Origin of the sequence: Mycobacterium sp. UM_CSW (assembly GCF_000455205.1) — a bacterium.
Classification (GTDB): domain Bacteria; phylum Actinomycetota; class Actinomycetes; order Mycobacteriales; family Mycobacteriaceae; genus Mycobacterium.
This window is the reverse complement of record NZ_AUWQ01000022.1, coordinates 57,591-71,699: the sequence shown is the minus strand read 5'-3', so window position 1 is coordinate 71,699 and position 14,109 is coordinate 57,591. Positions and strand designations below refer to the sequence as shown.

Below are 14,109 nucleotides of genomic sequence, written 5' to 3'. Positions count from 1 at the left end.
CGTCGAGAACTCGTCGCTTTGTCATCGCATCGCCGTACGGGCCAGGAGAATGACGACAGATCCGCCGGGCCGGCTTCACCGCTGGCCACCCAGCGCATCGAAGGCATGGTGGCGCGCCGGGAAATCAGATTCGCCGAGAGGCTGGACGGGCGCCTGACCGCGCCGTTCGCTCCCGTCGGAAAGCTGGCCCGTTGAAGTCCTCCGGCGGGAGATCCTCTTGGCGTACGCCCGTATCGCCGCGGACGTGACACGAGCCGAGAACGCTCCCGGAGACAGCGACGACGCCGACGACAGCAAGTTGAACCGCAAGTCGCTGCCCACCACCGGCTTGTAGTGGCTGAACGTGTCGAAGCCGAACCTTCCGTGGTAGACGCCCATACCGCTGAAACCGACGCCGCCGAAGGGCGCCGCGTTCAGTGTTGCGTGCAGCGCGAACTCATTCCGCGACACACCACCACTGCGGGTGCTCCGGGAGAACCGCTCGAAATCCTGCGAACGCGGCCCGTACCAGTAGGCCGCCAGCGGCGAGGGACGGGCATTGACGAATTCGATCGCCTCGTCGACGTTGTCGTAGCCGTACACAGTCAATACTGGCCCGAACACCTCTTCGCCGTCGATGCTCATCTGGCCGGTGACCGCAGTCAGGACCGTGGGCGCAACCTTACGTCGCGCGGCATCTGCGAACGGCTGCCCTTGCGGGGCAACCGTTCTCACTGTCGCTCCGAGCTCTCGCGCGTTTTCGATCAGGCCCACTATCCGCTCGTAGGCCGCTCGGTCGATCAACGAGCAGTAATTCGGATCACGCAGGGGGTCGGGGAACGCCTTGCGCGCCGCCGACAGCGCGGCAGCAACGAATTCGTCGATGCGGGCACGCGGGACCAGCGCGTAATCCGGACACAGACACACCTGACCGCCGTTGACGAGCCGTGCGCCCATGAGGCGCGCGGCCGCTTGTCGCACGTCGGCGTCGGTGCCGACAACGGCCGGGTTCTTCCCGCCCAGTTCCAACGTCACTGGCACGAGGTTCTCGGCCGCCAGGGCCATGACCTTCTTGCCGACATCGGTTGATCCGGTGAAGAACAGGTGATCGAACGGCAGTGAGCAAAACCTTGCCGCGACCTCCGGGCCACCGGTGATCACCGTCAACACGTCGGGGTGGAAATACGCGCCGGCCAAAGCGGCGACCAGTTCCGCGGTGCACGGCGTCTTTTCCGACATCTTGATCATCACCCGGTTGCCCGCCGCCAGTGCGGATGCGGCCGGAACTACCGCGAGTTGTATGGGGAAATTCCATGGGGCGACCACCCCCACCACGCCGAGGGGGTCGGGTTGCAGATCGGCACATATGCCGCGCCTGCCGAAGCGGTTCAACCGGCGCGGTCGCATCCATTCGGCCACGTGCGAGCGCGTGTGCTCCATGTTCAGAATCGACGCCAGTACATCCGACGACAGCGACACTGACCGGGCGCGGCATCCGAAGTCTGTGCTCATCGCATCGGCGAGATCATCGGCGTTGTCAAGCAACATTGACGCCAGCGCGTCGATCCGCGTGCACCGCGCGTCTAGAGTCACCGGTCCCTCCCGCACGAACGCCGCTCGCTGGTTACCGTGCAGGGCCTGCAAGTCCGCCATTGTTACCGCACCGCCTCTCGGTTCGCTGGCGACCGTCATTGCCGCCTCAGGACATGGTGAACACGCCGACCCCGGCGCCGCCGACGGATCGCGGCGTCCGTCGGGCTCGCGCGACCGGAGACGGCCCGTTGTAAAACCGGCGCCTCGGTGAGGTACACCGTTCACCGACACCCCCGCTCGACGCCCCAGCGGAGATCCTGGATCGGTCCGGCGCACAAGACACTGAGGCGATCATCAGGCACCGTCACCCACTCACGCCCGCGGGTCCACGACGCCCCGGTTAAGACCCGCGCGTACGACGTCGATGCGCCAGCCCTCGTCGGCGGGCAACACTTCTCACCGAAGCTTCCAGCTGGCGATATCCCGCCCAGTGCTATTCGCACAGGACGGTGATCACGCGACCGCGCGTCTGGCCTCATGCGGCCACATCCAGTGCCGCGGAGTACAACTCGGTTGCGCTCGCACCGAGTGACGGTGCTCTCGAGTTGAATCGCATCATGAAGGATCGGCACCGGTCGGGTGGGGGTATCAGATCCGGTCGGCAGGTTTGGCAGCCTTCTGCATGAGCTCGACCATGTAGTCCAAGAACTCCTTGGAGCCTGTGACGACCGCCTGAAGGTCGTTACTCGCCTGCTGGTGCGTCCGGAAGCCCATGGTCTCCCACGCCCGCAGAATGCCGGCCTTGGTCGCCTGCAACGTGATCAGGGGCGCCTTGGCGATCTTGGCCGCCAGTTCCTCGACCTCGGCCTCCAGCCGGTCGGCTGGCACGACACGGTTCACCAAGCCGAACTCCAAAGCCTGTTCCGCGGTGATCTTCTGTGCCGTATAGAGGTACTCGGCGGCGCGCTTGTAGTTCATGAACACCCACGGCTCGAACATCGTCTCCGATCCGGGCAAGCCGAAGCCGGGCACCAGCGGCATCTGGAACCACGCATCTTCACTGCACACCGTGATCTCGGGGATCAGCGCCCAGGTGGTGCCGCCTCCGATCGCGTACCCGTGCACCTGCGCGATGACAGGCTTCGGGAACTCCCACAGCTTCAGAACGGGCCAGAGAAACAGCTGCGCCGCCGAGCGCCAGATCTTGCCGGACGCCTCGCTCTCGGCCTTGAACTCCGGGTAACTGCCGTCCGGTATGTGACCGGAGCAGAACCCCTTGCCGTTGGCCTTGATGATGACGACCTTGATGCCATAGTCGTACTGGGCGTCGTCGAGTGCCTCGTTGACGCTGTGCACCATTTCGGACGTCTGCGCATTGGCGCGATCCGGGTTGTTCAGGATGATGCGCGCGATCGCCCCGTCCTTCTCGTAGACGACGTGGGCCAGTTCTCGCGTTTCCACCTGAAGTTCCTCCTGAAGCTCGTTCCCGCCGGGTACCGAGAATGCTAACGCATAATAGTGCTACTAGACATTTTCTGTAATAGTGTTCAAAGCCGGAAGGATGGTGTCGATGACAACGACGGACTTGCGCTGGGATCCCTACGACCGCACGCTGCACGCCGACCCATATGCGGTGTGGAGACGCATGCGGGACGAAGCGCCTGTTTACTACAACCCAGAATACGAGTTCTACGCCCTCAGCCGGTTTGACGACGTCATGACGGCGTCGCTGGACACCGAATCATTCTCGTCTGAGCACGGCATCATCCTGGACACGATCAGCGAGGAACCGTTGCCCGCGCCTCAGCCGATGATCATGATGGATCCCCCAGACCATACTTGCCTGCGAAAGATGGTCAACCGGACGTTCTTTCGTAGCCGAATTGCCCAGCTGGAGGACCACATCCGCGAACTGTGCAAGGGCTATCTGGATCAATATGTCGGCACCGGTGGGTTCGACTACGTTGAGGACTTCTCCGCCAAGCTGCCGGTGATGGTGATCAGCTCGCTGCTCGGTTTTCCAGAGGAGGACCACGACAACCTGCGTGTGTGGTCGGACGCGCAGCTGCATCGCGACGAAGGGAGTACGGAGCGCAACGCCGCCGGAGCGGAGGCCTCGGCGAAGCTCTTCGGCTATTACCAGCAGCAGATCGAACTCCGCCGCCAACACAGGACGAAAGACGTTGTCAGCGATCTGATGGTTTCCGACCTCGTCTTGCCCGGGGCGGAACCACGCCGGCTGGACGATGGCGAACTGCTGATGTTCGTCGCGATGATCAACGTTGCGGGCAATGAGACGGTCGCCAGGCTTCTCGGCTGGGCGGCGCTGACCCTGGCGCGCAACCCGGAGCAGCGTGCGAAGTTGGTCGCCGAACCCGGCTTGATCGGTGGCGCGGTCGAGGAACTGCTCCGATACGACGCGCCCTCACCAGTCCAAGGCCGGTTCACCTTGCGCGATGTCACATACCACGACACGGTGATCCCTGCTGGGTCAAAGGTGACACTGCTGACCGGCTCGGCGGGTCGCGACGAGCGCCAGTACGAGCGCCCAGACGAGTTGGATGTCACGCGAACCGGCATACGCCACGTCAGCTTTGGACACGGTTCACACTTCTGTTTGGGCGCGGCGCTGGCGCGATTGGAGGCGCGGGTTGCGCTGGAAGAGACGCTGAAGCGTTTCCCGACATGGGGCGTCGACGAGGCCACCGTGAAGTTCGTTCACACCAGCTCGGTACGTGGCCCGTCCAGCGTTCCCATCGCGCTATGACCACCGGCGCTGCGGACGACCTTAACGCCTCGTCGCTTGCTGTCGAACAGCGAACAGAGTCGATGAGTGATGAGTCCAACGGCCGGAGGGGGCCCGACCGATGAGCTTATTCGATGCCTTCGCGTTCCGCGGTAAGCGTGCTCTCGTGGTCGGGGGAGCGACCGGGATGGGCAACGCCACCGCACGGCTAGCCTTGGACGCAGGTGCTGAGGTGGTTGTCATGGACTACGCACCCTGCGACATACCGGACGTGACCGCCATTCGAGTCAACCTCGCCGAGAAGGCCAGTATCGACGCCGCGGTCGGGGAATGCGGTGGCCGAGTGGACGCTCTTTTCGCGTGCGCGGGTGTCGCGGACGGGCCCGGCATCGAAAGGATCAACTTCATCGGGCACCGCCACCTCATCGAGCGGCTGCGTGCGCAGGGAATGCTGCGCAGGGGTTCTGCGATCGGCTTCATATCCTCAGCAGCCGGGCTGGCCTGGCGTTCGAACATGCTGCAGCTCAACGAGTTTCTCGACATCGCCGACTTCGAAGCGGCATCGGCGTGGGCGGTTGATCACGGGTGTGCGCACTACATGTTCACCAAGCAGGCGGTCTGTGCGTACGTAGCGCGGGAGGCCATGCAGTTCATCTCCGACGGCATTCGTATCAACGCGATCTGCCCCGGGCCGACGGACACGCCGTTGGCGCAGGCGAACAAGGAAATCTGGTTGGATTTCGGCGCCGACTATCGGGAGCAGGTCGGCGTGTCGGCCGCCACCCCGGCGGAACAGGCATACCCGTTGCTCTTCCTGTGTAGCGATGCCGCCACTGTCGTCAACGGCATCACGCTGGTCACCGACTCGGGGTATCTCAGCGCCGGGATTACCGAGGCCTTCCCCCCGGGCACACCGATGGCCAAAATGCTGCTTGACGGGTGACCAATCGGGGAAGCATCCGAGCCGGGCGTGCCAAGGGCTTGTTCGGCTAGTTCTCGAGTGATGAGAACCCGTCGTGGCTGCTGGCCCCGTCGTCAGCATCCCGTCGCCGCCATCCAGCTGGCCTCCGTCTATCGAGAGAGCAAGGGCGACGCGGAGCTCTCGCCCACGAGGTCGATGTCATCGAGGAACCGATCCTCGCGTAGCGCTCCAATTCCTCAAGAGGGTCGATCCGACGATTGACCGTGCTCATCGATCGGCAACCGATCGGACACAGTAAGTCCTCGAACGCCGGACTCGCAGACACTGACCGCGTCAGCGCGACGTCAGCACCACCGTCGCCCGGCCGGGTGTCGTGCTGTTTCCGTTCTGGTCCATCACGTCGATCGCGAGGTGCACGACTGTGACACCGTCAACGCACTGCTTGTCAACCACCTCTCCGACCGCGCGCAACACGTCGCCCTTCTGATTCATTCCCTTGTACTTGGCGGTGAGCGAACGGATCTCGCCGTCATCACCGATCCAGGCGCGCAGCATGTTGGTCAGATAGGCCAAGCGCAGATTGCCCATTCCGAAGGCGCCGTTCTCGTTGCCGGCGGCGCGTCCCGCGGCGTCGTCCATGTGAATCGGGATGAACTCGTCATTGACTGCGGCGTAGCGATTCCATTCCGCCAAGCCCGTGCTCCGAACGAATTCTGGTATGCGGTCGCCAATTTCGATCGAATCGACATCGAGCGGATGAGTTTCAGTCACAGAGCAATCCCCAATACTTTGGTGTCGAGGTATTCGGCAATACCCGCTCGTGCGCCTTCGCGGCCCAACCCGCTGTCCTTGATGCCGCCGAAGGGCACCGCCGCGGAGGTGGGGTTGATGTCGTTGATGCCGATCATCCCGAACTCCAAAGCCTCTGCCACCCTGAGCGCGCGGCTGATGTCGCGCGTGTAGACGTACCCGGCCAATCCGTAGCTGGTGGAGTTGGCGAGCTCGATCGCCTCGGCTTCGTCGTCGAACACCAGCACCGGCGCGATCGGCCCGAATGTTTCCTCGGTGCAGATCAACATGTCGGCGCTCACGTCGGACAGGACGGTCGGAGCGAAGAACCAACCGTCGTCGAAACTCCCTCCCGACAATCGCGATCCGCCGATCAGCACCTTTGCGCCCTTATCCGCGGCATCGGTGACCTGATGCTCCATCTTCTGCAGGGCGGCGGCGTCAATCAGCGGTCCCACCGTCGTGCCGTTCGCCAATCCGTCACCGGGAACGAGCTTTTCAACCCGGGTGCACAGTGTCGCGATGAACTCGTCGGCGATCGATCGGTGGACAATGAACCGGTTGGGGCAGATGCAGGCCTGCCCAGTATTGAGAAACTTCACCAGGGCAGCGCCCTTGGCGGCATGCGCCGGGTCGGCGTCGTCGAATACGAGGAAGGGGGCGTGCCCGCCCAATTCCATTGATACCCGCTTCATGGTGGCGCCTGCCCGCTGGGCGATCATCTTGCCGACGGTCGTAGATCCGGTGAAGCTAATCTTGCGTACCGCGGCATCGGACAGCATCACGTCGGCAACGGCCTGCGGTTCCAAGCAGGTCACTAGGTTCACCACCCCCGCCGGCACGCCCGCGTCGGCGAACACCCGAAACGTCTCGATCGCACACAGCGGCGTCTGCTCTGCGGGTTTGAGCACCGAGGTGCATCCCGCGGCCAGTGCGGGCGCCACCTTGCGGGTGATCATCGAGATCGGGTAGTTCCACGGCGTTATCGCCGCGCACACCCCGACGGGCTGTTGCAGCACAAGGAAACGCTGGTCGGCCCGCGCAGACGGAATGACCTCGCCGTAAACGCGTTTGGCCTCTTCGGCGAACCAGAGCAGAAAGTCGGCGGCGTACTTTACCTCTGTGCGCGCCATCTTCAACGGTTTGCCTTGTTCTCTGGTCATGAGAGTCGCCAGCTCCTCGAGCCGGTCGAGCATGATGCGGTGCGCGGCGATCAGGACATCGGCCCGCTCGTAAGCGGTCTTCGCCCGCCAACCCGCCAACGCGGCGGCCGCGGCGTCGATCGCCGCTCGGGCCTCTGCGCGGCCACCGTCGGGCACGGCGCCTAGGACGGCGCCCGTAGCCGGGTTCGCGCTGTCGAACGTGGCACCAGACACCGACGATGCCCATTCGCCGTTGATGTACACCGCCGCATCAGTCCTCTCGGTTCAGTACCGGATTACGGTGTCGACTCGGGTGCGCACCAAGTCCGCATACTGGTTGCGCAACTCGCGCTCGATTGCGACATACAGCATCAGTCCAAGACGCCCCTGGCGTTCGGTGGCGTCCCTGATCCGCCACCGCCCCGTGATCACGTCGCCCGGGCGCATCGGCTGGCCGAAGGTGAGTTCCACTCCGCCGTTGAGCAGGTGCTGCCCCGGTTCGCCGGGGCGCGGGAAAGCGTATTTCGTCGCGCCCGTGTCCAGCGGTTCGATGGGCCAGGCGAACGGATTGAAGTCATCGGGAGCCACGATGCCGCCCCATCGCGTGGTTTGCGCGTAGTTCTCGTCCCAGTACAAACGGGGTGGTCGCTGAGGCCAGTACGTCGCAATCGCCCAACGCCGGATGTCGGACCGGTCGATGGGGGCCGACGGTGCTCCCTGGTCGTGCCACACGCCGAGCACGGACGCGAGACGGTCGCTGATCAGGGTGTCATTCACCTTGCTCGGTCTCCCTTCGCGGCGGCTGCCGAACTGACCACCGAACGCTACCCCAGATATACAACATCTGTCATAGTGTTCCGAGCAGCAGAGAAGGGTGCGTTGTGATTCGTATCGGCCAGCAGTGGCATGTCAACCACGTCGTGGACGACTATCGCACCGTCGCCGACTGGTACCGGACGGTCTTCGGCGCCGTCGATGTCTTTACCGATGAATGGCTGGAAGTCGAAAAGCGCTGGGCTTCCATGGTCGTCGTCGGTGATCTCGCCATCGACGTCATGGAACCGACGCAGGCGGGTGCAGATCTTCCCCTGGGCAGATTCCTGAAGCGCTTCGGTCCTCATTTGCACGCGATGGCGTTCTTCGTTGACAGCCCATCCGTCGACGTCTACGACACGCTCACCGCTGCAGGCGTGCGGTGTTTCGGACTCGGCGGATCGGGTCGAGACGAAATGGTCGCTAGGCCAAGGGGTCCGGTCTTCACGCACCCGAAAGACACCGCGGGACAGTTGGAATTCATGCCCTTCAACGCTGATCGGCCGGGTCCACTCGGGTTCCCCGGCCGATGGGGTGACCCTCGCTACGATCCGGGTTGGTCCCTGGAACCCTGGCGCACCCACCCTCTGGCTGTCGAGGGCTGGCGCATAGGCGTGGTAGTGGAGGATCTCGACAGAGCGACAAACGTCTATCGTGCGCTGGGCGGCGACATCGTCGCAGACGAGATCAGCGCTGCCGCCCATCGGCGACGGATCCGGCTGGGCACCGACACGACAGTCGAGCTCGTGCGGCCGGCCTCGAAGGACACCGTCGCCGCACGCGATCTCGCGGCCAACGGTGAAATCATCCATGCGTGCGTTTTCGAAACGGCGGACCTCGATGCGGCCGAGTCGCACCTGATCGAGCACGGTGTCGAGATCGCCGAGCGGGATGGACGCCGCCTGATCGCGGATCCAAGCAGCTGCCACGGAGCGGTCATCGAATTCGCCGAACGTGTCTGAGATCGGCTCCGACTTCCGCCGGCACGCCGATTGTGATCCCGAGACGGCACGGCAGGCAGGGTTTGATCCGCGACCCGTCTGCGCCGTCGGGCTGTCGATCGGTCGGCGAGGTCAGTAGTGCGCGTTACGCATGCGAACGACTCATCGCGCCGCTTAGGGACGGGAAGCGGACGATGGGTGTTCGTCCAAGCGAACAGCCGAGGTTTCGTTGTGGGAGGCAGGCGTTGAAGTCTCCGAGGTCGTCTGAGCTTCAGATGACATCTGCGCGAGGAGGAGTCCGGTCGGAATGGTTCGGGTGAACGCGGCGCCAGATAACGCCGAGCTGGAGATCTTCCTTTCGACGACTCGATCGTTCATCGACCGAGAGGCGTCGATCTCTCAAGTGAGAGAACTGCACCGGCAAGGCAAAAATTTCGAACGTGACTGGTGGCGACGTGCAGCGAATCTCGGATGGACCAGCCTTCTCGTTCCCGAAGAGCTCGGCGGAGGCAGCGCATCTGGCGACGGGGTTTCAGACCTTACCCTCGTCATGCAGCAGCTAGGTGGTGTCGTCGCGCCTGGGCCGCTAATTCCAGTGAGCGTTGTGCTAGCAGGGCTCGCCGGGGCAAGCACCTCAGCGTCGTTCCTCAACGTGATATCCGCGTTGGTCGACGGTTCTGCGGTCGCGACGTGGGCCATCGACGAGCCCGGGACGCCTTTCGGTTCCTCTCCCTCGACACGGGCCACCGAGATCGATGGCGGGTATCGCCTCGACGGGGTAAAGGACCGAGTCGAAACTGCCTGTGACTGCGACTTTTTCATGGTGACGGCGCGGGCTGACGACGGAGTCATGCAATTTGTCGTTGGTGCCGCCGACGCTGGCGTCGACGTCGAAGAAGTCGCGTCCGTTGACCTCGTTCGCGGATTCGGGACCGTACGCTTCAATGGGGTGGAGGTTCCCCGTGAGGCAGCGGTCGGAACCGCCGCCGAGGCGGCGCATCTGATCTCCCGTCAGTCTCAGGTAGCGCAGCTATTGCAATGCGCAGAGATCGTTGGTGCGCTCGATGCGGTTTTTGGGATGACGGTGTCGTGGGTGCAGGACCGGCACAGCTTTGGTCGACCGCTGGCGTCGTATCAAGCGCTCAAGCACCGCCTCGCCGATATGAAGATGCAACTCGAGGCCAGCCGCGCCATCCTCGACCGAGCGGTCCGAGAGGTGGCATCGCGCTCAGCCAGCGCCGCCGTCGTGGTCAGCGCAGCGAAGGCCTACGTAGGGGAGTACTCGGTGCGCATCGCGCAGGACTGCGTTCAGCTTCACGGCGGGATCGGTGTTACGTGGGAGCACGACCTGCACGTCTTTCTGCGGCGGATCGAGGTGAACCGTGCGCTTTACGGCACCACCGAGGAGCACTACGAGCGCGTCTATGCGCACTTCGACGAGATGGGAACGGCGTTGTGACCAACCGCGATGTGACCATGGCCTGCAACTCAGTCGACGACTTTCGCGAACGCGCGCGCATGTGGCTCGCGGAGGCGATGCCGAAGCTCGGAGGCGAGGCCCCGCTGAGCAACCGCGCGGACGAGGCAACGTGGCAGCGCGCGCGGGAGCTGCAGCGCAGGCTTTTCGACGGAGGCTTCGCGGGCATTTGCTTTCCGCGCGAGTACGGGGGCCTGGGGTTGAATTTTTCGTTTCAACAGGCTTTCAACGAGGAAGCGATCGGCTACGAGATGCCTGTCGTGCTCAACATTCCGAGCCTGACGATCTGCGCTCCAACGCTGCTTGACACGGCAGGTGAGGAACTGAAGCGCAAGTACATCAGCGCCGCGCTACGCGGCGATGAAGTGCTGTGCCAGCTTCTGTCGGAACCGGGCGGCGGGTCTGATCTCGCCGGCGTGATCACCCGGGCCGAGCGGCGTGCTGACAAATGGATACTGAACGGGGCCAAGACGTGGAGCAGCAGCGCGTTCGCCGCGGATCATGGCTTGTGTTTGGCGCGCACCAACTGGGACGTACCCAAGCACGAAGGGCTGACGATGTTCCTCGTCCCCCTGAAACATCCGAATCTCACTCTGCGTCGCATCAAGCAGGTCAACGGCTCCGAGGAGTTCTGTGAGGAGTTCTTCGACGACCTCGACCTAGGAGACGATTACGTAGTGGGTGAAGTAAACAAGGGGTGGGAGGTTGCGTCGCGACAGTTGTTTCACGAGCGGCGGGCGGTAGCCAAGGGCTCTGAGTTTGCCAACTCTGCCGCCGAGGAACAGGGTGAGTCCGGGCGGACCGACCTGGTCGAGGTGATGAATACTTTTGGCAGGGGCGACGACGTTGGCGCCCGCCGACTGGCGGGACGCGCCATAACTCATCATATGGTCGGAAAGGCGCTGGGCGAGAGCATCTTTCACGGCGTAGCCATGGGGCAATTGCCTCCCGCGGCTGGGTCCATATCGCGCCTCTTCTACGGGCTTGCCGAAAACATCGGGGTCGATGCCGCGCTCGAGTTGGCGGGTCCCGCAGGCGTGATCGGTGATGGTCCGACGATTGCGGCGATCGGAAAGAAGTACCTTTCGCGACAGGTAATCTGCATCGGCGGGGGAACGACGGAAATTGCCCGAAACATCATCGCAGAGCGCGTATTAGGCTTTCCCAGGGAGTTTGCCGCAGATCGGGGTGTGCCCTTCCGCGAGGTTCGACGCCGACGAAGTGAATCCTGACGCGCGACCGTGCGGCCCTTCGATGCTATGGGCTGCCGTGGCGCTGAATGTGAGAATGGCTTCCGGCTGAATTGGTCCGCGCAATGTGCTTTGGCGCTATGCCTTTTGACGACCGGATTTGGTGATCGCGTTGTCGCCGGCGAACTTCGGGTGCAGTCGCTGCCGCCGGGTCACACTTGCTTTCGATTCGCGGCGGCGTCTGCGAGCCAGCCGGCCATCATCCCGTATACGGCTTCGACGGCCTGGCGAGCGGCTTCGGCGTCTGATTCAGACGGACCGAGCGGGTCATAATCCACGTTCCAGATGATGCTGGAACCAGCCTCGACGGGCCGTACCGCGACTATCGCCTCGAATCGTGAGACCGGCAGTGGGTTGTCGCTGATTGCGTAGCCGAGTTCCATGCGGTCTGGGTCGAGGTGAGTCAGCGTCTCAACTATTGGCTTGTCTCCGGCGCCGTGGATGGACCGACTCATGCCGATGCCGTCCCCGTCGACGTCGACGCGGTCCCCGACGGGCATCCAGCTGATGTCGCCGAAGTCCGCGAGTAGTTCCCAAACGGCTGCGGCTGGTGCCGCGACTTCCTTAGTGACGGCGATGCAAACCATGGCAGGACCCTAACAGGGGATAATCAGATGTACAATTTCGGTCCAATTGTTCTACCATCGATCGACGATCGTGTTGGCTTTTGCCCGTTGGCGGTGCCGGGACCCACCGCTTCGGACGAGTTCGACGCGACCCCCAGGCAGCGGTACGTGAAATCAGCAGCTTCGACAAGTCGCTCGCACGTTCGGGCACCGGAAGGAGTACTCAATGACCGCCATCGATGAGGCAACCGATCTGAGGGCAACGGGTAAGGTGCCCCCGCGTTATGCGTGCGGTGAAACGTTCGTCCCCAAAGGGCGCTACATCGACCGCGAGTTCCTCCAACTCGAACTCGACCGCCTCTTTACGCAGGTGTGGCAACCGGCTTGTCGAGAGGAGGAGATCCCTGATCCAGGTAGCTATCACGAGTACACCATCGGCAGGGAGTCGATCATGGTGGTACGGCAAAAGGACGGGAGTATCAAGGCGTTCTACAACACGTGCGCCCATCGCGGAATGAAAGTGGTGCGGGGTCACGGCTGCGCTGTCGGCGGTCACCTACGGTGCGAGTTCCACGGGTGGCGATATGCGCTCGACGGTCGCTCCTCGTTCGTCCCGTCCCGCGACGAGTTTCTCGACCGGCCGCGTGAGCAGTGGGCTCTGCGGCCAGTGAAGGTCGATACCTGGGGCGGCTGGGTATTCATCACGATGGCCGAGGATCCGCCGGCGTTGCTCGACTGGCTCGACCCGCTTCCGACGGCGCTTGCGCCGTTCCGCCTGCATGACATGCGGTTCCGGTGGCGGAAGCGGACTCCGTTGGCGGCCAACTACAAGACAGTCATCGACGCATTCATCGAGGGTTATCACAGCCCCGGTACGCATCCGCAGACGGTCAGGGCCGACCAGGGCGTGCGGGCCTCCACCGCGCCGGCCGAACCCCAGGAGTACATCTACGCGCCCTATACCCCGACCACTCCGTACCGCAACCACTCGCGCTTCATCTACACCGCGCGTCCCGACAGCACCGGTGGGAAAGCCCGCGAGGAGCGGGAGAAATCGCCCAAGATCTTCGCCAATGGGATGCAATACCAGTATCTCGAGATCAACTCCCTGGTCACCGAACGCGATTACCGCGTCGCACAGCAGATGGCCGACATGGAACCCGGTCCCATCCCGCCCTTTGTGATCTACCACCAGATGTGCGAGGAACTCGCCATTGCCGAGGGTGTCGATTACCCGAAGATGTCGATGGAGGAGTACTTCGCGGGCAATGGCGACTGGCACGTCTTTCCCACCCTGGTCATCCTCGTGGAGAAGTCGTGCGTGCTGGGCTACCGGATGCTTCCCGACGCCGAAGACCCCAATCGCTGTGTGTTCGAAATGTTCTCGCTCGAGCACTTCCCGCCCGGCGAGGTCCCTGAGACCAGCTGGCTCGAGTTCGAGCGCTGGCAGGACCATGACGGGTGGGGGGAGCTGCCCACGCAAGACCTCATGAACATCGATGCCATCCATGCGGGCATGCACTCGCGTGGATTTGAGGGACTGTGGCTCAACACCAATCAAGAGATGTCGATCCGCAACGAGCACCGGATCGCCGATCGGTTCATCTTCGGAGTCGATGACGCCGACGGATGACGCGGTCGGTCCGGCCGCATTCAACGGGCACAGCGTCGACAACCGATACGTTCGCACGGTGATCGACAGGCCGGTGCTGTAGCGCCGTGGCGGGGACGTCACTGGGCGGATCAGCGGCGACGCTGGCTCTGCGCCCTCGGCGTTTGATTAGCAGACGTGAAGAACGGCGTGTAATCGACTACATCCTGTGCCCCGCGAAGAACGTGCGTGAGACCGGCAGGGTTCGCCTGATCGCTGAGGCCAGTCCCCGTAGTTGAGCATCAACAGGTTCGCATGCCATGGTCGTCCTAGGGCGTCGATCGAGACATGCTGCCCTGG

General features: G+C 63.4%; 12 protein-coding genes. 6 read left to right on the top strand and 6 right to left on the bottom strand.

The genetic code is table 11. The features are described from left to right. Positions 1-75: 75 nt before the first annotated feature. On the bottom strand, positions 76-1,632 hold the full coding sequence (locus N415_RS09620) for an aldehyde dehydrogenase family protein (RefSeq protein WP_068180180.1): 1,557 nt from the start codon (positions 1,630-1,632) through the stop codon (positions 76-78). Between the two features lie 528 nt (positions 1,633-2,160). Next, a complete protein-coding gene (locus N415_RS09615; RefSeq protein WP_068180178.1) occupies positions 2,161-2,973 on the bottom strand; it encodes an enoyl-CoA hydratase-related protein in 813 nt (270 codons plus the stop codon). A gap of 184 nt (positions 2,974-3,157) precedes the next feature. Here N415_RS09615 and N415_RS09610 point away from each other — a divergent pair, with 184 nt between their 5' ends. Continuing rightward, a complete protein-coding gene (locus N415_RS09610) occupies positions 3,158-4,279 on the top strand; it encodes a cytochrome P450 (RefSeq protein ID WP_239645483.1) in 1,122 nt (373 codons plus the stop codon). A 100-nt stretch (positions 4,280-4,379) separates the two neighbouring features. Beyond that, complete coding sequence (locus N415_RS09605) at positions 4,380-5,201, top strand: SDR family oxidoreductase (RefSeq protein WP_068180175.1); 822 nt, start codon at positions 4,380-4,382, stop codon at positions 5,199-5,201. 312 nt (positions 5,202-5,513) lie between these two features. Here the strand turns inward: N415_RS09605 and N415_RS09600 are convergent, their stop codons facing one another. The 3 genes from N415_RS09600 to N415_RS09590 all read right to left on the bottom strand — a co-directional run bounded on the left by N415_RS09600 (position 5,514) and on the right by N415_RS09590 (position 7,888). Then, positions 5,514-5,819 (bottom strand): hypothetical protein, encoded by a 306-nt coding sequence (locus tag N415_RS09600; protein ID WP_239645482.1) that lies wholly within the window; start codon positions 5,817-5,819, stop codon positions 5,514-5,516. Between the two features lie 128 nt (positions 5,820-5,947). Continuing rightward, positions 5,948-7,375 (bottom strand): NAD-dependent succinate-semialdehyde dehydrogenase, encoded by a 1,428-nt coding sequence (locus tag N415_RS09595; RefSeq protein WP_068180170.1) that lies wholly within the window; start codon positions 7,373-7,375, stop codon positions 5,948-5,950. A 21-nt stretch (positions 7,376-7,396) separates the two neighbouring features. Beyond that, a complete protein-coding gene (locus N415_RS09590; RefSeq protein WP_068180167.1) occupies positions 7,397-7,888 on the bottom strand; it encodes a MaoC family dehydratase N-terminal domain-containing protein in 492 nt (163 codons plus the stop codon). Between the two features lie 104 nt (positions 7,889-7,992). Between N415_RS09590 and N415_RS09585 the strand changes: the two genes are divergently transcribed. From N415_RS09585 to N415_RS09575, 3 genes are all read left to right on the top strand, one after another. Next, entirely contained in the window at positions 7,993-8,886 is an 894-nt protein-coding gene (locus tag N415_RS09585) for a VOC family protein (RefSeq protein WP_068180164.1), read from the top strand. A gap of 286 nt (positions 8,887-9,172) precedes the next feature. After that, positions 9,173-10,324, top strand: coding sequence for an acyl-CoA dehydrogenase family protein (locus N415_RS09580; protein ID WP_068180161.1), 1,152 nt, complete (start codon positions 9,173-9,175; stop codon positions 10,322-10,324). A 17-nt stretch (positions 10,325-10,341) separates the two neighbouring features. Further along, positions 10,342-11,574 carry an acyl-CoA dehydrogenase family protein gene (locus N415_RS09575; RefSeq protein WP_068180338.1) on the top strand — a complete coding sequence of 411 codons (1,233 nt, stop codon included), beginning with the start codon at positions 10,342-10,344 and terminating at the stop codon, positions 11,572-11,574. Positions 11,575-11,744: 170 nt separating this feature from the next. On the opposite strand, the gene N415_RS09570 is transcribed toward N415_RS09575, so the two are convergent. Further along, entirely contained in the window at positions 11,745-12,179 is a 435-nt protein-coding gene (locus N415_RS09570) for an SRPBCC family protein (protein WP_068180158.1), read from the bottom strand. A 205-nt stretch (positions 12,180-12,384) separates the two neighbouring features. Between N415_RS09570 and N415_RS09565 the strand changes: the two genes are divergently transcribed. Beyond that, positions 12,385-13,791, top strand: a complete 1,407-nt coding sequence (locus tag N415_RS09565; protein ID WP_068180155.1) for an aromatic ring-hydroxylating dioxygenase subunit alpha — start codon at positions 12,385-12,387, stop codon at positions 13,789-13,791. Positions 13,792-14,109 lie beyond the last annotated feature (318 nt).

Coding starts and splice junctions, on each gene's coding strand:
- N415_RS09605 (WP_068180175.1), top strand. CDS start 4,380: ATGAGCTTATTCGATGCCTTCGCGTTCCGCGGTAAGCGTGCTCTCGTG.
- N415_RS09600 (WP_239645482.1), bottom strand. CDS start 5,819: ATGGACGACGCCGCGGGACGCGCCGCCGGCAACGAGAACGGCGCCTTC.
- N415_RS09575 (WP_068180338.1), top strand. CDS start 10,342: ATGGCCTGCAACTCAGTCGACGACTTTCGCGAACGCGCGCGCATGTGG.
- N415_RS09565 (WP_068180155.1), top strand. CDS start 12,385: ATGACCGCCATCGATGAGGCAACCGATCTGAGGGCAACGGGTAAGGTG.
- N415_RS09570 (WP_068180158.1), bottom strand. CDS start 12,179: ATGGTTTGCATCGCCGTCACTAAGGAAGTCGCGGCACCAGCCGCAGCC.
- N415_RS09620 (WP_068180180.1), bottom strand. CDS start 1,632: ATGGCGGACTTGCAGGCCCTGCACGGTAACCAGCGAGCGGCGTTCGTG.
- N415_RS09610 (WP_239645483.1), top strand. CDS start 3,158: ATGCGGGACGAAGCGCCTGTTTACTACAACCCAGAATACGAGTTCTAC.
- N415_RS09580 (WP_068180161.1), top strand. CDS start 9,173: ATGGTTCGGGTGAACGCGGCGCCAGATAACGCCGAGCTGGAGATCTTC.